The organism is Streptomyces sp. SCSIO ZS0520 (assembly GCF_025643355.1).
In the GTDB taxonomy this organism is placed as follows: domain Bacteria; phylum Actinomycetota; class Actinomycetes; order Streptomycetales; family Streptomycetaceae; genus Streptomyces; species Streptomyces physcomitrii.
Map to the genome: position 1 here is coordinate 56,112 of NZ_CP092644.1, position 20,547 is coordinate 76,658.

At 72.4% G+C, this 20,547-nt stretch carries 18 protein-coding genes and 1 pseudogene; 5 read left to right on the forward strand and 14 right to left on the reverse strand.

From position 1 onward, the window contains the following. Nucleotides 1-27: 27 nt before the first annotated feature. The 12 genes and pseudogenes from MID12_RS00170 to MID12_RS00225 all read right to left on the reverse strand — a co-directional run bounded on the left by MID12_RS00170 (nt 28) and on the right by MID12_RS00225 (nt 14,060). Nucleotides 28-2,163 carry a bifunctional serine/threonine-protein kinase/glutamate ABC transporter substrate-binding protein gene (locus tag MID12_RS00170; RefSeq protein WP_317633414.1) on the reverse strand — a complete coding sequence of 712 codons (2,136 nt, stop codon included), beginning with the start codon at nt 2,161-2,163 and terminating at the stop codon, nt 28-30. Nucleotides 2,164-2,384: 221 nt separating this feature from the next. Further along, a complete protein-coding gene (locus MID12_RS00175) occupies nt 2,385-3,032 on the reverse strand; it encodes an ATP-binding cassette domain-containing protein (protein WP_317633350.1) in 648 nt (215 codons plus the stop codon). Nucleotides 3,033-3,223: 191 nt separating this feature from the next. Then, nucleotides 3,224-4,657, reverse strand: a pseudogene (locus MID12_RS32205) (siderophore-interacting protein); the annotation flags it as partial. Then, on the reverse strand, nt 4,576-4,794 hold the full coding sequence (locus MID12_RS00185) for an MbtH family protein (protein WP_040245994.1): 219 nt from the start codon (nt 4,792-4,794) through the stop codon (nt 4,576-4,578). The gene MID12_RS00185 and the pseudogene MID12_RS32205, both read right to left, overlap by 82 nt. A gap of 261 nt (nt 4,795-5,055) precedes the next feature. Then, the gene (locus MID12_RS00190) at nt 5,056-6,117 is read right to left on the reverse strand and encodes a FecCD family ABC transporter permease (protein ID WP_411577031.1); all 1,062 of its coding nucleotides are present in this window, start codon (nt 6,115-6,117) and stop codon (nt 5,056-5,058) included. Between the two features lie 95 nt (nt 6,118-6,212). Continuing rightward, nucleotides 6,213-7,214, reverse strand: coding sequence for a FecCD family ABC transporter permease (locus tag MID12_RS00195; RefSeq protein ID WP_263172765.1), 1,002 nt, complete (start codon nt 7,212-7,214; stop codon nt 6,213-6,215). Nucleotides 7,215-7,820: 606 nt separating this feature from the next. Continuing rightward, nucleotides 7,821-8,276 (reverse strand): cyclic nucleotide-binding domain-containing protein, encoded by a 456-nt coding sequence (locus MID12_RS00200; protein ID WP_263163966.1) that lies wholly within the window; start codon nt 8,274-8,276, stop codon nt 7,821-7,823. Between the two features lie 315 nt (nt 8,277-8,591). Further along, nucleotides 8,592-9,677, reverse strand: coding sequence for a PP2C family protein-serine/threonine phosphatase (locus MID12_RS00205; RefSeq protein WP_052481995.1), 1,086 nt, complete (start codon nt 9,675-9,677; stop codon nt 8,592-8,594). A 359-nt stretch (nt 9,678-10,036) separates the two neighbouring features. Continuing rightward, nucleotides 10,037-10,360, reverse strand: coding sequence for a hypothetical protein (locus MID12_RS00210; RefSeq protein WP_040246001.1), 324 nt, complete (start codon nt 10,358-10,360; stop codon nt 10,037-10,039). A 268-nt stretch (nt 10,361-10,628) separates the two neighbouring features. Beyond that, on the reverse strand, nt 10,629-11,363 hold the full coding sequence (locus MID12_RS00215; RefSeq protein WP_263163969.1) for an SDR family oxidoreductase: 735 nt from the start codon (nt 11,361-11,363) through the stop codon (nt 10,629-10,631). A gap of 114 nt (nt 11,364-11,477) precedes the next feature. Next, nucleotides 11,478-12,995: an FAD-dependent monooxygenase gene (locus MID12_RS00220; RefSeq protein ID WP_263163971.1), complete on the reverse strand. Its 1,518-nt coding sequence runs from the start codon at nt 12,993-12,995 to the stop codon at nt 11,478-11,480. A gap of 288 nt (nt 12,996-13,283) precedes the next feature. After that, the gene (locus MID12_RS00225; RefSeq protein WP_040246003.1) at nt 13,284-14,060 is read right to left on the reverse strand and encodes an alpha/beta fold hydrolase; all 777 of its coding nucleotides are present in this window, start codon (nt 14,058-14,060) and stop codon (nt 13,284-13,286) included. A 302-nt stretch (nt 14,061-14,362) separates the two neighbouring features. Here MID12_RS00225 and MID12_RS00230 point away from each other — a divergent pair, with 302 nt between their 5' ends. From MID12_RS00230 to snpA, 4 genes are all read left to right on the forward strand, one after another. Further along, nucleotides 14,363-15,880, forward strand: a complete 1,518-nt coding sequence (locus MID12_RS00230; RefSeq protein ID WP_263163974.1) for an FAD-dependent monooxygenase — start codon at nt 14,363-14,365, stop codon at nt 15,878-15,880. Nucleotides 15,881-16,067: 187 nt separating this feature from the next. Further along, a complete protein-coding gene (locus MID12_RS00235) occupies nt 16,068-16,883 on the forward strand; it encodes an SDR family NAD(P)-dependent oxidoreductase (protein ID WP_263163976.1) in 816 nt (271 codons plus the stop codon). Between the two features lie 26 nt (nt 16,884-16,909). Continuing rightward, nucleotides 16,910-17,284, forward strand: a complete 375-nt coding sequence (locus MID12_RS00240; protein WP_263172767.1) for a MerR family transcriptional regulator — start codon at nt 16,910-16,912, stop codon at nt 17,282-17,284. Nucleotides 17,285-17,514: 230 nt separating this feature from the next. Beyond that, nucleotides 17,515-18,174 carry a snapalysin gene (gene snpA / locus MID12_RS00245; RefSeq protein WP_040246006.1) on the forward strand — a complete coding sequence of 220 codons (660 nt, stop codon included), beginning with the start codon at nt 17,515-17,517 and terminating at the stop codon, nt 18,172-18,174. Nucleotides 18,175-18,280: 106 nt separating this feature from the next. On the opposite strand, the gene MID12_RS00250 is transcribed toward snpA, so the two are convergent. Both MID12_RS00250 and MID12_RS00255 read right to left on the reverse strand, forming a co-directional pair. Next, complete coding sequence (locus tag MID12_RS00250; RefSeq protein WP_263163979.1) at nt 18,281-18,985, reverse strand: alpha/beta fold hydrolase; 705 nt, start codon at nt 18,983-18,985, stop codon at nt 18,281-18,283. 69 nt (nt 18,986-19,054) lie between these two features. Further along, entirely contained in the window at nt 19,055-19,204 is a 150-nt protein-coding gene (locus MID12_RS00255; protein WP_163011091.1) for a hypothetical protein, read from the reverse strand. Between the two features lie 345 nt (nt 19,205-19,549). Between MID12_RS00255 and MID12_RS00260 the strand changes: the two genes are divergently transcribed. Further along, on the forward strand, nt 19,550-20,395 hold the full coding sequence (locus MID12_RS00260) for a universal stress protein (RefSeq protein ID WP_263163983.1): 846 nt from the start codon (nt 19,550-19,552) through the stop codon (nt 20,393-20,395). Nucleotides 20,396-20,547 lie beyond the last annotated feature (152 nt).

Consider the following 20,547-nt stretch of genomic DNA (forward strand, 5'->3'; position numbering starts at 1 on the left):
AGGGCCGCGGGCGGCGGGCGGCGCCGCTCAGGCGGGTGTCGGGGGTTCGGCTTCGAGCAGGGGGAGGTTCTTGCGGCGGGCCCTGTCCCAGGAGCCGTCGGCGGTCATGTCCTTCAGGGCGCGCGTGACCTTCGCCTTGAGCTTGCTGCCTTGGGGCAGGCCGATTCCGTACCGCTCGTCGCTCAGGGCGAGGCCGCCCAACCGGTAGGCGCCCGGCTTCAGTTCGGCGTAGCCCGCGAGGAGGGCGTCGTCGGTGGTGACGGCGTCCACGCTGCCCTCGTCCAGCTCGTCCACGCAGCGCGAGTAGGTGTCCCGGGATTCGACCACGGCCCCCGGCGCGCTCGTCCGGAGGGCGAAGGCGGCGGTGGAACCGGTGACGGCGCAGACCTTCTTGCCGTTGAGGTCGGCCGGTTCCCGTACGGAGTCGTCCTTGGCGCGCAGCAGGACGTCCTGGTGGGCCACCAGGTAGGGGCCGACGAAGTCGATCTTCTCCGCGCGGGCATCGGTCATGGCATAGGTGGCGACGACGAGGTCGACGTCGCCGTTTTCGAGCATGGCCTCGCGGCGGCTGCTCGGCGCCTCCTTCCAGGCGATCTCGGAGGGCTCGTGCCCCAGCGCGCGGGCGAGGTAGGTGGCCACGTCGATGTCGAAACCGCGGTAACCGCCGTCGGACGTCTTGAGGCCGAGACCGGGCTGGTCGAACTTGACCCCGACGGTCAGCTTCGCACCGCCCGGCTCCTCACCGGCGGGGGTGCCGCCGGAGCCGCCCGAGGAGGCGGCCGGGGCCTTGCCGGAAGCGCTCGGGCGTGAGGAACCGTCGTCGGCGTCGGTGCGGTCGCCGCCACCGCCGGTCGGCAGCAGCGTCCACAGCAGGACACCGGCGAGAGCGGCCGCGGTGACACCCGCCGCGTAGGCCAGAGTCCGCCGCCCCGGACGGCCCGTAGGCGACGGCACACCGGGCGGGGCAGCGGGTGGCGGTGGCGTGGACACAGGGGGCGCGGCGTACGAAATATGCGAGGAGTACGGTCCGGACTCCCCCACGGGCGGCGTTCCCTGAGCAGACGGGGCACCGTGCTGGGACGGGGCACCCGGCGCGGCGGACGGAGCACCGGGCGGGGCACCAGGCGGGGCAAGCGGGTAGGACGTGGCCCCGTCCGGAGCGGACCCGGAGTCGGGAGCGGACCCGGAGTCGGGAGCGGACCCGGATGCGGGAGCGGACCCGGATGCGGGAACAGAGCCGGACGCGGGAACAGAGGCAGAGGCCGAGTCAGGAGCGGCAGGAGCAGACTCGGGAACGCCAGGAGCAGAAGCGGAAGCCGCCCTCGCCCGAGCGTCGGGCCCACCGGTCCCGCCACCCGGCGTCCCAGCCCCAGCCCCAGCCCCAGCCCCGACCTCGCCCCCCGCCTCAACATCGGCCAGCAACCGGTCCAAGGCGGCAGCATCCGGGCGCAAGGCAGGGTCACGTACCAGGACAGCCGTCAGGGCGCGGGTCAGGGGGCCGGCCTGACGCGGCGGTGGGACATCCTCGCTGAGGACCGCGGCGAGGGTGGCGAGGGTGTTGGCGCGGCGCAAGGGGTTGCGGCCCTCGACGGCGACGTAGAGGGTCAGCGCCAGGGACCACAAGTCGGCTGCGGGGCCGCCGTCCTGGCCCGCGACGCGCTCCGGGGCCATGTAGTCCGGAGTGCCGATGACCGAACCGGCCGCGGTCAGGACGGTGGAGCCGTGGACCGCGGCGATGCCGAAATCGGTGAGGAGCGGATGGCCGTCGCCCCGCAGCAGGATGTTCGGGGGCTTGATGTCGCGGTGCTGGATGTGCGCGGCGTGGGCGGCGCGCAGCCCCGCGAGAATGCCGCGGCCCAGGGTGGCCGCCTCGACGGGCGGGAGGGTGCCGCGTTCCAGGCGGTCCTGGAGCGAACCGCCCGTGACCAGCTCCATGACCAGCAGCGGATAGGTGCGCTCGCCGCGGTCGATGATGTGGTGCATCGTCACCACATTGGGGTGGACGATGCGGGCCAGTGCCCGGGCCTCGCGCAGGACGCGGGCGCGCAGGGCGGCGGCCGCCTCGGGGTCGTAGGAGGCGAGCCCGGGGTCGGGCGGATGGACCTCCTTGACGGCGACATCACGGTGCAGCACCAGATCGCGTGCCAGCCACACGACTCCCATGCCTCCGCCGCCGAGCCGTCGCACCAACTCGAAGCGGTCGTCGATCACCCGCGTCACATCGCCCCCTTCATGCCCGCCCGGGCCGCGAGGAGAAGAGGAGGAAGGATCCTTCGCGGGTGCCGGGCCGATGCCCCGCCCGACTCTGCCACACCCGTCGGCCACCGCGCGCCAGGTAGCTCTCAACACCCCGCCAGAGATGGGATGTTGAGAGCTACGGGCGGTCAGCCGGCCGCCAGGACGGAATCCACGGCGCCCCCGTCGAGACGCACCACGCGCGGCAGTCGGTCGATGGTCGACTGGCGGTGGGCGATCACCAGGAGGGTGCGGTCCGTGCGCAGGGTGTCCAGCGCGGTCTCCAGCTTCCGGGCGGTGGCGGGGTCGATGTCGGCGGTGGCCTCGTCCAGGACCAGGACCGCGGGGTCGAGGAGGGCGGCCCGTACCAGGCCGACGAGTTGGAGCTCGCCCGCCGAGAGTTCGCCCTGGCCGGCGCCCAGCGGAGTGTGCAGCCCCTGGGCCAGGCGCTCCGCCCAGTCGGTGAGGCCCAACCGGTCCAGGGCCTCGCGTACCGCGGCCTCGCCGGGTTCGCCGGGGACCAGGGCGAGGTTGTCCAGGAGGGAGCCCGCGATCATGTGCACGCGCTGCGGGACCAGGACGATACGGCGGCGCAGCTCCCCCGGGGGCAGCGCGCGCAGGTCCACGCCGTCGTAGCGGACGCTGCCGCTGTCGGGGGTGTAGAGGCCGGTGAGGAGTTTGGCGAGGGTGGTCTTGCCCGCGCCGGTCGGGCCGACCAGGCCGAGCCGCTCCCCCGCCTCCACCGTGAGGGAGAGTCCGTGCAGCACCTCCACGCCGTCCACGTAGGCGTAGCGCACCTCGTCGGCCTCCAGGACGCCGCGCGGGGCCGTGCTCGACTTGCCTGCGCCCAGGGGCTTTTGGCCGGAGGCGGGAGCGGAGGTGCGGGGGCCGGGCAGGGCGGCGGGCTCGGGTTCGTCGGTGCGGGTGGTCGGTCGCCGCGGTGCAGCCAGCGGATGTCGGCGTCGGCGCGGGTGGGCAGCGGGAGTTGCTCGTCGGGGTCGGCGATCTCGGCGAGGACGGTCACCGGGTGGCCCGCGGGCAGTTCCTCCAGGAGTACGCCGAGGGCGGGCAGCGCGGTCTCGTCGCCGAGCAGCAGGCTCCAGGCGGCGCCCTCTCGCAGCGGGTAGGCGGGGCTGGGCCCGAACCAGATGGACTCCTCGCCGACCGTGGCGCGTTCGGCCCAGCCGGAGGCGAGCTGGTCGGCGCCGTGCAGGACGAAGTCCAGGTCCACCTCGCCGAGTTCGGGCCGGTGGTGGCGGATGGTGTAGCGGCGCAGCCGGTACCAGCCGCCCGCCACCTCCGCGTAGGGCCAGATGCGCCCGTTGACGAGGGTGAAGGGGCCGGTGAAGGGCCGCACCAGTTCGTAGGGGTCGTCGGCGACGACGACGCCCTTGTAGAGCAGGTCGCCGGTGAAGCGGCCCTCGGCGTCCAGATCGAGGTTGCGGTCGAAGAGGACCAGCGGCAACTCCCGCTCCCCGGCGGGCAGATCGAGGCCGTCCTCCTCGGCGTCGCGGATCAGGTAGGCACCGGCGGCGAGCCCGCTCATCACGTTCAGATGCGTGATGTGCATGGCGTGGTCGTGGTACCAGAGCCCGGTCGCGGCCTGCTGGTTCGGGTACTCGCTCAGCTGGGCGTGCCCGGGCAGCACCGCGTTCTCGGCCCAGCCGTCGTTGCCGCCGCCGGTGACCGCGCCGTGCAGATGGACCGCGGTCCACGGCGGCAGCGCGGCGACGTCCCCGCGCGGGTCGGCGCCCTCCCGGCCGGGCCGGTCCCACATCAGGGGCTGGCCCTCCTCGAAGGCGAAGGGCACCCGGACCGCGGCGAGGGGGAAGGCGCCGGTGAGGTCGTTCTCCCAGGCGATCCGCAGCCGCTGTCCGCTGCGCGCCTCGATCGTCGGCCCCAGATGCCCGCCCTCGTACGTCCACAGCCGGGTGGCCGGCAGGTCCCGATGCAGCCGTACGGAAGCCGTACGCATCGACACCGTGAGCCGCCCGCCGCGGCCGCGCAGCACCGGCGGCACCGGCAACCGGTCCGCGAACGGCGCCAGTTCCTCCGCCGCCCGGGCCGCCCGCGCGGCGGCCGTCACGCCGCCCCGGGACCGGGAGGCGGTGGCGCGGGCCTGTGTGAGAGCGCCGGGCACCCTCTCCAGGCCGCTGCCCAGCGCCGCGGTCATCAGATCGGGGCGGGTGGCCACCGCGCGACCCGCACCCGCACCGGTACCGGTACCGGGGTGGGTGAGGAGGGCGGCGCTCGCCCAGGCGGCACCACCGCCCACGGCGCCCGCCCCGATGAGGAACCCGCGTCTGCCCAGGGCGTCCCGCGTGAACAGTGAGGAAAGGTTCATGACGGGTCGGCGGCCATGCTCTCTATCAGGCTCTTGGGGCGCAGATCCGTCCAGTTCTTCTCCACGTACTCCAGGCATGCGGCACGGCTGTCCTCACCGTGCGCCACCGTCCACCCCGCGGGGACCTCGGCGAACGACGGCCACAGGGAGTGCTGCCCCTCGTCGTTGACGAGCACCAGGTACACCCCGTCCTCGTCCTCGAATGGGTTCGTCACGAATCCTCCTCCGTACAATCAACTTAGGTAAGCCTAACCTTCATACGCAGACAGAGGCAAGCCCCCGCACCTCCGACCACCTCACACCCTGCATCCCCCACCACCTGTGAACACCGGCCTGCGCCGGGTCTGTTGACGAGCACCGGGAGCGGGTTAGCGGACACGCTCCCGTTGGGGCGGGTGAACGGCGCTTCTCCGGTGGCGAGTTGGGCCCCGGCGCGACCGGGAGCCGTGCCTCCGGGGGCCGTTGCGGGGCGCCGGTCAGACGGTGGTGCGGCGCCTGCGGAAGAGGACCCAGGCGAGGTAGACGCCGCCGAGGACCGCGGTGGTCACCCCGACCGGCAGCTGACTGTCCTGCCGGCTGTCGTCGACCAACTGCAGCCGGGCGAACAGATGCAGCACCTGGTTGGAGACCAGATGCGCCGCCGAGAGGAGCAGCGCCCCGCTCGCCCCGGCCGCCATCAGACTCACCCCCGGGCTGCGGGCGACCAGCATCGCGATCTGCGGAGCGGCCAGGGCCACGAAGGGCACCGGTCCCGCACTGGCCACCGCGACCGCGCACAGCCCGACACCCAGCACCGTCAGCACCAGACGGCTGCGCCCCACGCCGACCCCGAGCCCCCGGGCCAGGTCGTCGCCCATCTCCAGCATCCGCAGCCGCCGCCCCATCACCACGCTCACCGGAAGCAGCACCGCGAGCGCCACGGCCATGACCTGGACCGCCCCCCAGGAACGGCCGCTCAAGGTACCGATGAGCCAGATGTGCGCGTTCTGCGCGTTGTGCAGCGTGGAACGGGTCAGCAGATACGAGTTGACCGACCCCAGCATCGCCGTCACCCCCAGGCCGATCAGCACGAGCCGCACACCGTGCAACCCGCCCCTGCTCGCCAGCAGGAACACCACGGCCGCGGTCGCCAGCCCCCCGCCGATCGCCCCGACCGCGACCTGGGCACTGCTTCCGCCCACCACCAGGACCGCGATCGCACCCGTCGCCGCCCCGCTGTTGAAGCCGATCACATCGGGACTGGCCAGCGGATTGCGCGAGAGGTTCTGGAACACCGCGCCGCTGACCCCCAGCGCGCACCCCACCAGCAAGGCGAGCAGCGCCTGCGGCAGCCGCTCCTGGGTCACGAAGAACACCGCGAGCCGATCACCCGTACCGAAGAACAGGGCGCGCGCCACCTGCGCGGGAGCCACCGCGTACGCCCCCGTGCACAGGCTCACCACAAGGAGCACGCCCGCGAACGCCAGGCACCAGGCACACACCCACGCCGTACGCCGGTGCACCCGCATCGAGACACCCCGCCACCGCAGGGACCACATCCCCCCGGCCGCCTGCGCACCCCCGGCGGCAGAACCGGCGGGCGCGGCGGTGGACTCGGACTCGGGCTCGGTCGGTGCGGACACCCGGGCGGCCGTCACAGGGACACCTCCTTGCGGCGGCGGACCATCGCGATGAACACCGGGGCTCCGATCAGCGCGGTCACCGCACCGACCTCCAACTCCCCCTCCGGCAGCACCAGCCGCCCCACGATGTCCGCGCCCAGCAGCAGCACCGGCGCGAGCAGCATGCAGTACGGCAGGCTCCATCGCAGATCAGGCCCGGCCAGCCAACGCGCCACCAGCGGAATCACCAGGCCCACGAAGCCGATCGGGCCCGCCGCCGCGGTCGCCGCCCCGCACAGCAGCGTCACCGCGACGACCGTCCCCAGCCGCGTCCGCCCCACATGCACCCCGAGCCCTCTCCCCAACTCCTCCCCCAGCGCAAGGGAGTTCAGCGACCGCGCCAGCAGCAGGGCCAACACCAGTCCCACTCCGACAAAGGGCGCCAACTCGCCCACCAGCTCGGGCCGCCGCCCCGCCAACGACCCCACCATCCAGAACCGCAGATAGTCGTAGGTCGCCGCGTCGAAGACCGTCAGCCCCGCGATCAGCCCGCCCAGGGACGCGCTCACCGCCGCCCCCGCCAGGGCCAACCGCACCGGAGTCGGCCCCCCGCGCCCCGAGGCCCCGAGCACATACACGACCACACTCGCCAACGCCGCCCCCGCGAACGAGAACCACACCAGCGACAGAAAGCTCCCCACACCCAGGAAACCGATGGCGAAAACCACCGCCGCCGACGCTCCCGCATTCACTCCCAACAACCCCGGATCCGCCAAGGGATTACGCGTCAACGTCTGCATCAGCGCCCCCGCGACCCCCAGCGCGGCCCCCGCCAACAGCCCCACCATGGTCCGCGGCACCCGCAATTCCCGCACCACACCCGCCGCATACGAACCGTCGTCACCCCACAAGGCCCGCCAGACCTCGCCCCACGAAACCCCCTTCACCCCCACTCCCACGCTCAGCACCACCAACACCAACAGCACCCCACCCACAACCACCAGGCCACCGCCCCGCAACAACACCCGCACCACACCATTGCCGGACCCGGCAACAACCTCCGCAGAAGCAGAAGGAGATCCCGAATCCGAAACCGATCCCAATCCCAATCCCGAATCCGAGGGTGAATCCGGAGCGGAACCCGAAGGGGAAACAGAAACGGAATGGTCACCGGGAAAAGAACCCTTGGTACGCACTACTCACTCACCCGCCCGCAGAAACCAACGACACACAAGCCCGCCCGCACAAGAAGCCCCGCCGACAAAATCCCCCGCCGGTACGGGAAGCCGCTTACTCGCCAGCCCCCGTTCACGGCATCGCCTCTTCCTCCCCACGTCCCCCGGGGCCGCATCCGGCTCCGTCCCGTCACGCGTCCAGACATCCGTCGAGCCAAGGGCCAGGGCACGTCAGGACACACAACCCCGCATCGTAAAGTAAGGCTAACCTTACTCACCAGAACCGGGGCAGCCGAGACTCACCCCCACTCCCCCAGCAAGCAGGGGTTGCGGACACCGCCACGACCAAGGAACCGGGGGCATAAGGAAGTTGACGCCCGGAAGCGCGAATCCGGCGTCAGGGCAGGCCACTTGACGCCCGCGACCGGGGGCCGGAACCCTGACGCGGAGAAGACTCCGGATCGGTCAGGAGGGCAGCGGACCGCTGTGCGTCCGATGCTGCTCCACCAGCTCCGCCCGCGTGGTACCCAACCGCTCCGCGAGCACCTCCGCGACGCCCCGCAACAGCATGACCCCCAACGCCGGTTGCATATCGCAGAGTTGCCGTACCGAGGCACCGTCGAACTCGTAGGCGCGCACCTGCGTGAACGCCTCCGCCCCGAAGTCCCACTGAAACGGCGGAAACAGCCACGACCACCCCAGCAGGTCGCCCGGCCCCAGGGAATCCACCACCAGTCTTCCCCGCCCCGGCACCCACACGTCCAGGGACACCACCCCCGACCGCACCACCCAGAAGCGGTCCGCCACGCCACCCGCCTCGCAGACCCGCGCGTCGGCGGGGAAGCCCACCTCCCGTGCCAAGGACATCAAGGGCGCCCGGAAGTCACGCGGCACCACACTCAGCAACCGCACCGAACCCATGACACACCACCTCCCGCGCCCTCCCCCACCTGGCCAGGCATCTCCCCCAACCAGCCTAAAACCGGATACCGGAACCAGCCTGACGAGGCGCTCCCGCCGTCAAGACGCCGGACAGCGCCCCGGCCACGGCCCGTACTCATCGGTGACGTGCGGTGAGGCCGCCGGAGGTCTCAGAGTCAGGACCAGGTACCGGCAGCGAAGGGTGCACAGCGGCGAATAATCGGTTCCTGCTGGACGGGCAGAGCTCAGGATCTCCATGCCCGGCTCTCGAGAGCCCCGCCTGTCAGGACCCCCAGCCGTCAGACCGTCGGGCGGTCAGGAATCCCGGCGGATGGCGACCAGGGCGACATCGTCCTCCAGGCGCGGGTGGGCGAAGGAGCGCAGGTCCTCGCGGATCGTCGCCAGCAGGCGCTCGGGGTCGCGGTCGGTCCAACGGGCGACGCGTTCGGCAAGAGGATAGAAGGACCCCGCCGCGTCACGGCACTCGATCACCCCGTCCGTGTAGAGGAGCAGGGTGTCACCGGGAGCGAAGTCGAAGGCGTCGACCCGGACCGGCTCCGCGGCCAGATCACCCAGCCCCAGGGGCACCGCGGGGCGGCTCGCGGCCAGCTCGGTCACCTGTCCGTCCCGCAGCAGCAGCGGCGAGGGGTGCCCGCAGTTCAGCGCCTGGATACGGTGCTCGCCCTCCGGCAGGTCGACCACCACGGCCGTCACGAACCCCTCCAGCTGGCGCCGCTTCACCCCGCGCCCCTCGGCCCCGGCCCCCTCCTTGTCCTCACTCCCCCGCTCCTCCAGGTCCTCCCACAGACTGCTCTCCAGCGAAGGGGCCAGCTCGGGCAGCGGCGTACGGCTGCGGGCCGACCGGCGGAAGGCGCCCAGCAGATCCGAGACGGTCGCCACCGCCGACAGCCCTTTGCCCTGCACATCACCCACCAGCACCCGGGCGGTCGTCCCCATCGAGGCGGCGGCGAACAGGTCCCCGCCGATCGCGGCCTCCTCCTCCGCCGCCAGATAGCAGGACGCCACCGCCAGCGGCCCCACCCGGTGGGGCAAGGGCCGCAGCAGGACACGCTGTGTCACCTCCGCCACCCGCCGTACGCGTGTCAGCTCCCGCTCGCGCCGCCGCCGGATCGCGCTCGCCATGGTCGAGGCCCCGCAGATCAGCACCGCCGTCGCGACGACCACCGGAAAGTTCGCCACCCCCACCAGACCGTTGAACCAGGACGCCACCACCACGGAGCCCAGCGTCGCCAGGCCGATGACCAGCACCGCACCCGGTCCGCAGAACACCGCCGCCAGCGGCGGGGCGGCGACCATCAGCCCGCTGATCCGGATCGTCCTCCCGCCCGCCAGATCTATCAGCAGCAACAGCAGCGGTACCCCGAGAACCACCCAGAACATCAACCGCTCGTACCGCCCCACCCCTGACCCGGTGCCGGCGCCGGCGTGCGCCCCAAACTCGCCAAACCCCACGAAACTCATACAAACAAAGTACCGACAGAACCCCACCAGCCGCCTGCCCACACCGCCCCGATCACGGGCGCGGAGGGCCGACGTGAAGCACTACGCGCGCAGAACCGGCGGCCAGGAGCGACCGGCACCCCGGCGAAGCGGACGGAGGAACGCGAGGAGCAACAGGGCGGGAGGGGTCAGCACAGGCGGAGCCCCGCCTCGGCCGGGCCGACGAGGAAGACCGACAGAGCAGCCGCACCATCACACACAGTGATCGGACATCCGGGTCTCCGCAGGCCCACAGCGCCTCACCCCTCCGTCTGAGGCACGAGCGCGCCCCACGCCGAGCCCGCCACCGCCGCCTCCACCTCGAACTCGACGCGCACGGTGGGCGGAGAACCGATCAGCTCAGCGGCCCGGTTCGCGGGCAGGGAGCCCACGGGAGGCACCTCCCGCTCCCACACCATCACCGCGCCCCACCGGTTGCCCGTCGGATCAGCCACCCAGAGTTTCAGGCACAGCCCCTCGACCCGCTCCCAGGACGCGGCACCCTCCGCCTCCAGCGAGCCCCGCAGGGCGGAGATGGTCTGGCCCGAGCCCTCCAGATCCCACCAGACGACGACAGCTCTCACAGTCCCAGCACCTCCACGCTCCGGCGGGCGAGAATCCTCGGCCCGTTCTCGGTCAGGTCAGCACCGACTCCCCGGGGAACTGCGACACGGCGATGCCCGTCTCCCGGGGCGCGACCACCTCGCCCGCCTCCGGGCCCCGGCACACCTCCATCGATCCCGCCACCGGGAGCGCGGTTCGGGCCCCGGCTCTCGCCGCAGCTCCTCCCCCTTGCCTACGCCTCGGGGACTTCACGCCCCGCCGCTTCTGCGACTCCTCGTCGTCACGGCGTCACCAAGGAACCGTGCCGTTGTCGTCCTGGGAGGTGCCGGTCGGGCCGTCGGGGCCGAGCGTCGCCAGGCGGACCGCGATACGGGCGCCCTCCTCGACCGTGCGGTGCCCGCGGTGACCGTTGATGTCCGTGGCCGTGAATCCGGGGTTCGCCGAGTTCACCTTGATTCCCGTCCCGCGCAGCTCCTTCGCGTAGGCGACCGTCAGGGCGTTCAGGGCCGTCTTCGAGGACTGATACGTCATCAGGTTGTAGCCGCGGAAAGGGGATTGCTCATCCGCGTTCAGCGTGAGGGAACCCGCGTCGCTCGACAGGTTGACGATGCGGCCCGCGGGAGAGCGGCGGAGCAGCGGCAGCATCGCGTTGGTCACCGTGACCACACCGAAGACGTTGGTCTCGAAGACCTCCCGCATGTCCTCCCCGCCCACCTCGCTGGGAGGACCGTTGAAACTCCCCACGATTCCGGCGTTGTTGACCAGCACGTCCAGCTGCCCGTACTCCCGCTCCACCCATTTCGCGAGCGCGGCCACCGACACGGGGTCGGTCACATCCAGCCGCACCGCCCGCACCCGCAGACCGGCGGCGGCCAACTCCCCCTCGGCCCGCTTGCCCCGCACCTCCGCCCGCGCCCCGAGGAGGCACTCCACCCCGAGCCCCGCGAGCTGCCGCACCACCTCCAGTCCGATCCCCTTGTTCGCCCCCGTCACCAGGGCAACTCGCCCACCCGACACGCTCATCACCCCTCATCGCCACGGACCAGACACCTGCACACCCGCACACCTTGCCCATCACGCCGGCCGCGCCGGAGCCAGCAGCTGCCGCACCCCTCGGCCGACATCGCGCACCGGCCCTCAGGCCGCGGCCGGGACTCCGAACCACCGGGCAAGGGCCTCGGTCAGCCCCTCCGGGGGCTGGTCCTCCCGGCCCACCCAGGCCACGTATCCGTCCGGGCGCACCAGGACCGCCCCCACGCCCGCGAACAGCTCCCGCGCGGCCGTGTCCGTGCACCGGACGGCAACGGTGTCCACCCGGTCCGCCCAGGGAGCACCCCCGGTGGCGGTGGAGCCGGTGAAGTCCAGCAGGACGCCCCGCGCCCGGTGCAGCAGGGTGAACGCCTCGACCGGTGTACCGTCCAGGCCGGTCAACTGCCGTGCGGGCAGGCGCCGTCCGAGCAGGGGATGGTCGCCCGGCCCGACCTCGTAGCGGATGTCCAGGCCCGTGACCATGCCGATCAGGTGGGTCCGTACCTCCTCGTACGCGGTCAGCTCCTCGAAGACCTCGCGCATCGGGTCCATCGAATCGTCCGAGAGGTAGAGGGTGCGCTGCGCCAAGGTGTTGGTGAGCACCCGTGCGCCCACCGGGTGCCGTTCCTCGTGGTAGCTGTCGAGGAGGCCCCCCGGCGCCCAGCCCTGCACCTCGGCCGCCAGTTTCCATCCGAGGTTCACCGCGTCCTGCACACCGGCGCTCATGCCCTGGCCGCCGATCGGCAGATGCACATGGGCCGCGTCCCCCGCGAGCAGCACCCGCCCGCGTCGGTACGTCACCGCCTGGCGGCTCGCATCCGTGAACCGCCCGACCCACAGCGGCCGTCCCGCGCTGATGTCCTCACCGGTCAACCGCAGCCAGGCCTCGGCCACTTCCTCGAAGGACGGGCGGACCACCTCGCGCTGCGGTACCGCGGCACGGTCGTAGTAGGTCACCCTGAAGCGTTCGGGGCCCTGCTGGAAGCAGAGGACCATTCCGCCGGGTACGCGTTCACCGTTGGGGCGGGGACGCACCCGTACGCCCTCCACCTCGGCGAAGGACATCTCCACGCCCGCGTCCGAACCGGGGAATTCCACCCCCGCCCGTTTGCGCACCAGGCTTCTGCCTCCGTCGCATCCGACCACAAAAGCCCCGCGCACACGGACCTGACCGCCCTCTACGGAACGTGCCTCGACCACCACCCCCTTGTCCTCCTCGGTGAATTCCGTGACCTCCCACCCGCGGCGTATGCGCGCCCCGAGTTCCTCGGCCCATTTCTCCAGGACCGCCACCGTCAAGGACTGAGGTACGGCCTTCGCCCCGTACGAGCCGCCTTCCACCTCGCGGTAATCGAGGCCGACCCCGCCGAAATGCCCCATGTCGATCGTGCCGAATCCCCCGAAACGCGGCAGCAGGCCCCGCTGGTCGAAGACCTCGATCGTCCGGGCGGTGAACCCCAGCGCGCGCGACTGGTCGACCGGTACCGCCTCGCGTTCCAGGACCACGCAGTCCACGCCGCCCAGCCGCAGCTCCCCGGCGAGCATCAACCCGACCGGGCCCGCGCCCACGATGACCACGTCGGTCTCCCACACGCCCGAGCCATCGCGCTCGCCGAACTCACCCACACCGATCAGCCCTTCCCACACACCGCAACGCGACCCCAACCCCACGACGGGGAAGGGAAGAAACCCGGGAACCCGTAAACAACAGACGACAGACGACAGACGAAACAGACCACAGAAAGACAGAAGAACAGAACGACCGCAGTCCGCAGACCGCATCGGAAAGTCAGGAGAGGAACAAGAGAGAAAAGAATGGCGGGCGGCATGAGAAGCGGGAGAGCGGAAGTTCAGAGAGCCGCTCTCCCGGGAATTGCTGCCGTGCCGAACCGGACCCCCGCCGCAGAGAGCGGATCAGTCCGTGTAGAACTCGATCAGCGCCGGGCACAGCACCTCGGGCGGTACGCGATGCCAGACCCCGGGCAGTTCCAGATGCCGGCCCCGCCCGAGTGCCTTCGCCGTCTCCTGGGAGGCCGCGCGCAGCCAGTCGCCGGTCCGCGTGCTGCTGACCACCAGCGTCTCCACCTGCGTCCGGGCCAGCCGCTCGACCGGCAGACGTCCGTCGCCGCAGACCGCCGTGTCGTAGGGCAGGGTGTGCGCCACCGCCTCGTTCGCCGCCCACATCGGCGAGTTCTTCCACTCCTCGACCATCTCGGGCGTGAAACCCACCAGTTCGAGCAGGAACATCTCGGCGGCGTCACCATGGCGCCCCTGCTCCAGCAGACTGTCCAGACGTTCCGCGAAACCCGGCGGGGGGCCCACATGGCCCGCCACCCGGTACGGCGGTTCGAGCAGCGCCAGTTTCCTCATCGGCGCGCCCACCATCGCCGCTTCCAGGGTCAGCAGGGCGCCGCTCGATCCCCCGAAGACGAAAGGCTCGCCGCCCGCCGCCTCCATCACGGCGGCCAGGTCCTCCACCTCGCGCTCCACCGCGTATTTCTCGGCGTCACCGCTTTCCCCGCGGCCCCGGCGGTCATAGGCGAAGGTCGTGAAATTCGCCTCCAACTCGGCGACGATCGAATCGAAGATGTGGTGGTCCCGGAATCCGCCGCCGAGCAGCACCAGGGGAGGGCCTTCTCCCCTTCGCTCGTAAGCAATGGCGGTCCCGTCCGCCGACACCACATGTTCCATCACAGCCCCCTCGACATCGAAAAGCCACACCCCGAATCCAGCCCCCACAACCAAGCAACCGACCCGCCCCGCCGTCAACGCGTACCCGGACCACACACCGAGCCGCGCCACCTGCCCGTTCAACCGCGGAAACACCGCACTCGCACGGGCGCACCCGACCGGCTACCCTCACGAAAAATCCGCCCCACCCCGCCCGCCGCAGCACACCGCACCGCTCAATTCACGTCACACCGAACCGAATTGACCGGTGCCCGCAGTCGCGCACCTCAGGCAGAATTCACTTCACACGGGAGAGCCGCAACGTGGAGAATCGCGTCATCATCGTCGGGGCCGGGCCCGTCGGACTCATGCTCGCCGGGGAAATCCGCCTCGGCGGGGCGGACGTCGTCGTCTACGACAAGCTTCCGGCACCGTCGGGGGAATCGCGGGCGCTCGGATTCACCAAACGCGTCGCCGAGATATTCGACCAGCGCGGACTCCTCAGCCGTCTCGGCACCATCCGCTGGGGCCAGAACGGGCACTTCGGCGGCGTGGGCATCGACCTCAGTGCGCTGACGGAGAACCACCGGGGCGTGCTGGGTCTGCCCCAGTCGCGTACCGAGGAACTGCTGACCGAGTGGATCACCGGACTCGGCGTCCCCATCCGGCGCGGCTACGCGGCGACGCGCCTCACCGAGGACCCCGACCACGTCACCGTCCACTTCGACGGACCGGAGGGCGCCTTCGAGGACACCGCCGCGTACGTGGTCGGCTGCGACGGCGGCGGCAGCACCATCCGCACCGCGGCCGGCATCAAGGCTCCCGGCTGGGAGGCGACCCGGGGCATGTTCATGGCCGACATCACCGGCGCCGAGGTCAGCCAGCGCCCCACCGGGCAGCGCATCCCCGGCGGCAACATGATCCTCTCCGTCAGCCTCGGCGACGGGTACTACCGCATCCTCATCCACGACAAGTCGCTCCCGCCCCGGCTGGAGCGGCCCCTCACCTACGAGGACGTCGCCGACGCCTGGCAGCGCATGACCGGCGAGTCGCTGCACCACGCGCAGGCACGGTGGATCTGCCACTTCGACAACGCGGCCGGGCTCGCCACCCACTACCGCAAGGACCGGGTGCTGCTCGCCGGGGACGCCGCGCACCACACGCCGCCGCTCGCGGGCTGGGGGCTGAGCGCCGGCATCCAGGACGCCGCCAACCTCGGCTGGAAGCTCGCCGCGGTGCTCGGCGGCCGGGCCCCGGACGCCCTGCTCGACAGCTACCACGCCGAACGCCACCCCATCGGGCAGCAGTTGCTCCGCGACACCCACGCCGCCTCCACGCTCTACCTCACCGGCGACGAACTCGAACCCCTGCGTGCCACCCTGCGGGAGCTGCTCGCCTACCCGGAGGCCGCGCACCATCTGGCCGGTCACGTCAGCGGGTTGACCGTCCGCTACGACATGGAGACCGGGCAGGAGCAGCCCCATCCCCTCCTCGGCTGCCGCATCGACCCCGAGACCGCGTTCACCCTGGAGGACGGCACCCGTACCCGGATCGCCGAACTGCTCCTCGACGGCAGGCCGCTCCATCTCACCGCGCCCGGCTCCGCCTCGGCGCAGCCGCTCCCCGCCGGGTGGGCGGACCGCGTCATCGCCGTCTCCGCCAAGCACACCCCGGGCGAGGGCAGCCCCGCCGCGCCCCTTCCCGAGGCCCTTCTCATCCGGCCCGACGGCTACCTCGCCTGGGCACCGCCCGCCACCGGCGCCACCGACGCGCAGGCGGACGCGGAGAGTCTGGGCAGGGCGCTGACGCGCTGGTTCGGACCGGCGGCCGTCACGGCCTGAACCACCGGGCGGAGCGGGCACGTTGGCCTCGCCGGGCACGCGGTCTCCCCCGGCCTCCTCCCGCGCCGCCGTCCCCGAAGAGCCGACGCGGACGACGCGGACGACGCGGACGACGCGGACGACGCGGACGACGCGGACGACGCGGACTTGACCCTGCCGCTGGCGGCAGGGTCGGACCCTCTTCGCCATGGAACACCACAGCGGCGTACGGCATGACGGCGACAGCGAGCCGCACGGCGGCGAGGACGGCGGTCGCGGGCCGCGGGGCGGCCGGACCGTTCTCGTCACCGGGGGCGGTACCGGGATCGGGCGGGCCACCGCCCTTGCCTTCGCGGCCGAAGGGGCGGAGGTCGTCGTGGTGGGGCGGCGCCTCGGCCCGCTCCGGGAGACCTCGGCGGCCGATCCCCGGATCACCGCGCTGGCCGGGGACCTCACCGCCGAGGGGGAGCCGGAGCGGATCGTCCGCCGGGTCCTGGAGGCGCACGGGCGACTCGACGTACTGGTCAACAACGCCGCCGTCGTCCGCGGCGGCCCTCTCGGCTCGCTCGGTGCGGAGACGATCGGCCCCCAGCTCGCGACCAATCTGGTCGCGCCCGTCCTGCTGACCGAGGCCGCGCTGCCCGCCCTGGAGGCCTCCGGCGGGGTGATCGTCAACGTCAGTACATCGGTGGGCCAGCGGGCCTGGCCCGGCAGTTCCGTCTACGCGGCGACCAAGGCGGCACTGGAATCGCTCACCCGCAGCTGGGCGGTCGAACTGGCGCCCCGGGGTATCCGGGTGGTGGCGGTGGCCCCCGGCGCCGTCGAGACCCCGATCGGCGACCATCAGGGGCTCAGCGCCGAGCGGCAGGCGGCGGTGCGCGCGTGGCAGGTGGCGCACACCCCGCTGGGCCGGATCGGGCAGCCGGCGGAGGTGGCCTGGGCGATCACCCGACTCGCCGGTGCGGAGGCCTCGTTCGTGACCGGAGCGGTGCTCGCGGTGGACGGCGGTGCCGTGGTGGCGTGATAGGCATGGCGGCCGGAGGTGGGCGGATGCGGATCGGCGAGCTGGCGGCTGCCACGGAGACCACGGCACGGGCCCTGCGCCACTACGAGCAGGCCGGGCTGCTCTCCTCGACGCGCGCCGCCAACGGCTACCGGCACTACGCGGACTCGGCGGTGGTCCGGGTCCGCAATATCCGCTACCTTCTGGCCGCGGGGCTGACCCTGGAGGATGTCCGGGTCTTCCTGCCCTGCCTGGACGGTGATGTCGCCGCGGCGAGTCCCAGCGGCCGCGGGCTGGAAGTCGCCCGGGAGCGGCTCGCCGTGCTCGACGCCCGGCTGTCCGCCCAGACCGAGATCCGCGACCGGCTGGCGAGGGCCCTGCGCGAGGCGGAGGGGGCCGGGGTGGAAGGGGCGGGTTCCTGACGCCCGGGCGAAGAGGCGGGTCCGGTAGCGGCTTCCGCCCGACCGGCACCTCCTGATGGCTGCCTCCGGACGGCTGTCCTCGCCAACTGCCGTGCAGGACAAGCCCGTTGCCCCAGGGGGGATAGGCGGCCCCTATCGCACTTTGGCATCATCCGGCGGCTTCGCTCCTCCATGACACTCCTTGTGCCAACCGTTCTCGCCCCCACAGAACGAGTAGGAGTCCCCCCACCATGAAGCTCTCCCGTCGTTTCGTCTCCGCTTCCGCCGGTATCGCGCTGACCGCCGGTGCCCTCGCCGCCTTCGGTGCCGCCCCCGCCGGTGCCGCCCAGGCGCCGACCGCCACCACCTCGGCCGCCGCGTACCAGGGCTCGAAGGCGGAGGCGAAGGCGAACGCGGCCTTCTTCGAGGCCGTGATGAAGTCGGTCGCCGAGAAGCGCGCCGAGAACCCGGGCATCAAGGCCGTCACCGTCACCTACGACGCCTCCGGCGCCCCCGCCTTCGCCGAGCAGATCGCCAACTCGGTCGGCATCTGGAACAGCGCCGTCGCCAACGTCCAGCTCCAGGAAGGTTCCAACGCCGACTTCGAGTACCGCGAGGGCAACGACCCCCGCGGCTCGTACGCCTCGACCGACGGTCACGGCAACGGGTACATCTTCCTCGACTACGCGCAGAACGAGGAGTACGACTCCACCCGCGTCACCGCCCACGAGACCGGCCACGTCCTCGGCCTCCCGGACACCTACGACGGCCCCTGCAGCCAGCTGATGTCCGGTCACGGCCCCGGGACCTCCTGCACCAACTCGCAGCCCGACGCCGCCGAGCGCGCCAAGGTCGAGCAGCTGTGGGCCAACGGCGTCGAGAAGGCGCTGCACAAGAGCGCCGCCCGCTGATCCGAAGATCCGCCGACTCCCGTACCGTGCCGGGCCGTTCAGGAAGAACCTGGACGGCCCGGCGCCGTTTCTCCGCGGTGCGCCCCCTCCCCCGTGGGCCCGGTCCTCAGGCCGCCGGTGCCGAGTGCAGCAGGATCTGTGCCAACTCCCCGGGCCGGGAGAACATCGGCCAGTGGCCGGTGTCCAGTTCGACCAGCTCCCAGCGCGCGCTGGTCAGGAGGGCGGCCACGGTCGGGTTCGGCTCGGGGCCGTCGAGCAGGCACTTGAGGTAGGTGGCGGGGAGTTCGCCGAGCGGGCGGCCGAGGACGGCGGGCTCGGTGAGGCTCGCGCCGGGGTGCGGGGTCGCGGCGCCGAGGAACCGGGCGATCTGCTCGTCCGTGAGCCCCTGGCCCTCGAAGTCGGGGGCGGTGGGCAGCGCCCAAGAGCCGCCGTTCTTCTCGAGTGAGGCCTCCAGCTCGGCGGGGCCCTGCCACCAGCCGGAAGCGAAGGACTCGCCGTCCACCGGGACCTCGGAGTCGACGAAGACCACGCGGGCGAGCCGCTCACCGATCCGTTCCGCGGCCTGGCCCACCGGGATGCCCGAGTAGCTGTGGCCGACGAGGACGACCTCGCTCAGGCCGCCTGTCTCCACCGCCTCGACGATCTCCCGTACATGGGCCTGCTGGCCCACGGCGGTCTCCTCGCGCTTCTCGGCGAGACCGGGCAGCGTCACCGGATGGACGCCGTGCCCCGCGGCTCTCAGCGCGGGCGCCACCTCCTCCCACGCCCAGCCACCCAGCCATGCCCCTGCTACCAGTACGAATTCAGCCATGCCCGCAAGGTAGCGGAGGGGTCTGACAACGGGGTCCCGCGACGGGCGTGGTCCGGGAGCGGCCCCCGGTCAGACGGCCGCGGACCGGAAGTCCACCGCGAGTTCGACCTCGCGCCACACTTCCTCGGCGGTCTCGCGTGCCTCGGCGGGCACATCACCGCGCTCCTCGACGAGGCTCTCGTAGATCGGCGCGGAAGCCGGTTCGGCGGCAGTCGGCATTGCGGTCCCCCTGAGGTTCCTGGTGCTGGTGCTGGTCTTGGTACTTGTGCTCGTGCTTGCGCGTTTGCATGCGCATGTGCTCGCGCTGGTCATCGATCCGGATCAACGGGTGTTGATCAATGGCGAGCGGCGCCGAGTGTAGAGCGGGATCCGCCGGGGCGAAGTGACGGCGGCCACGCCGGGTGGGTGAGCAGCCGCACATCCGCCCCGGCGCGGGGGCCGGTCCGCACCGGGAGCGTGACCAGGGATGCTGGCCGCCGCGCCCCGCCGGTGCTCTCCTGGGAGGGGAGAACCGACGGCGACGGGCGCGGCGGCGGACGTGGCGTCCGGGTGCGGAGGCAGATCATGGTCCTGCCCGTGACGGTGGGGGCCGCGCGGTCCCCGGAAGGTATGACGGCGGCGGACTGGGCCGCGCGCGAGGCGGTCCTGCGGGCGGCTCCGCTCAGGTTCCTGCGGGCCCGGCGGCGGCCCGGAGCCGGGTCCCACCCGCCCGAGCCGGACCACTCCTGGCTCTCCGCGAAGGTCTCCGAACTGAGCACCCGCCACCCGCAGTTGGAGATCACCGTCGAGGAGGTCGCCGACGATCCGGCGAAGGCGCTCGCGGCGAGCACCGAGAAGTCGCAGCTGGTGGTGATCGGTTCGCGCCCCGCGCACGCCGTGACCACCCGGCTCACCGGCTCGCTCGCGCTCGGCCTGGTCGCGCACGCCCGCGGCCCGGTGGTCGTGGTGCCCGAGGGCAGCGCCCACGGTGCGGACACGGAGCGCCCCGTGGTGGCCGGGCTTGACCTGCGGACGGTGCCCGACCCGGTCCTCGCCCACGCGCTCCAGGCCGCCCGGCGCGAGCACCACCCGCTGCGGGCGGTCCACGTCTGGAGTCTCCAGGGGGTCTACTCCTACCCCTCCGCGCTGCCGAATCCGAAGGTGGGGGCCGATGCCAAGTCGGCGGCCTCCCCCGCGCTGCGCGCGGCGCTCGCGGCGGCCGGGGCCGGGGAGGCGGAGGTCCCCGTGGAGGGGGTGCTGCGCTCCGGGGCCGTCGGTCCGCAGCTGCTCCACTCCGCCGCCGGGGCCGGGCTCCTCGTCGTCGGCCACCGCGCGCGGCGGCATCTGCCGCTGGGTTCCCGGATCGGCCCGGTGACCCATGCGGCACTGCAGCACGCGGTGGCGCCGGTCGCGGTCGTGCCCTGCGAGTGAGCGGGCGTACGGCGCCGGACCCGGCCCTGGTCCGCAGCGGCACGTACGAGCACGCGCGTAGGCGGCGGTGCGGAGCGGCACGTACGAGCACGTACACGGCGGTGCGGGGTGTCCTGACCGCTCCGGGGCCGCCCGGGGCCGGGCCGCGTACC

Excerpts from the sequence above, each read along its gene's own strand:
- MID12_RS00170 (WP_317633414.1), bottom strand. The coding sequence starts at position 2,163 with ATGGGAGTCGTGTGGCTGGCACGCGATCTGGTGCTGCACCGTGATGTC.
- MID12_RS00190 (WP_411577031.1), bottom strand. The coding sequence starts at position 6,117 with ATGTGGTCCCTGCGGTGGCGGGGTGTCTCGATGCGGGTGCACCGGCGT.
- MID12_RS00200 (WP_263163966.1), bottom strand. The coding sequence starts at position 8,276 with ATGGGTTCGGTGCGGTTGCTGAGTGTGGTGCCGCGTGACTTCCGGGCG.
- MID12_RS00205 (WP_052481995.1), bottom strand. The coding sequence starts at position 9,677 with ATGTTCTGGGTGGTTCTCGGGGTACCGCTGCTGTTGCTGCTGATAGAT.
- MID12_RS00215 (WP_263163969.1), bottom strand. The coding sequence starts at position 11,363 with ATGAGCGTGTCGGGTGGGCGAGTTGCCCTGGTGACGGGGGCGAACAAG.
- MID12_RS00225 (WP_040246003.1), bottom strand. The coding sequence starts at position 14,060 with ATGGAACATGTGGTGTCGGCGGACGGGACCGCCATTGCTTACGAGCGA.
- MID12_RS00235 (WP_263163976.1), top strand. The coding sequence starts at position 16,068 with ATGGAACACCACAGCGGCGTACGGCATGACGGCGACAGCGAGCCGCAC.
- MID12_RS00240 (WP_263172767.1), top strand. The coding sequence starts at position 16,910 with ATGCGGATCGGCGAGCTGGCGGCTGCCACGGAGACCACGGCACGGGCC.
- snpA (WP_040246006.1), top strand. The coding sequence starts at position 17,515 with ATGAAGCTCTCCCGTCGTTTCGTCTCCGCTTCCGCCGGTATCGCGCTG.
- MID12_RS00250 (WP_263163979.1), bottom strand. The coding sequence starts at position 18,985 with ATGGCTGAATTCGTACTGGTAGCAGGGGCATGGCTGGGTGGCTGGGCG.
- MID12_RS00255 (WP_163011091.1), bottom strand. The coding sequence starts at position 19,204 with ATGCCGACTGCCGCCGAACCGGCTTCCGCGCCGATCTACGAGAGCCTC.
- MID12_RS00260 (WP_263163983.1), top strand. The coding sequence starts at position 19,550 with ATGGTCCTGCCCGTGACGGTGGGGGCCGCGCGGTCCCCGGAAGGTATG.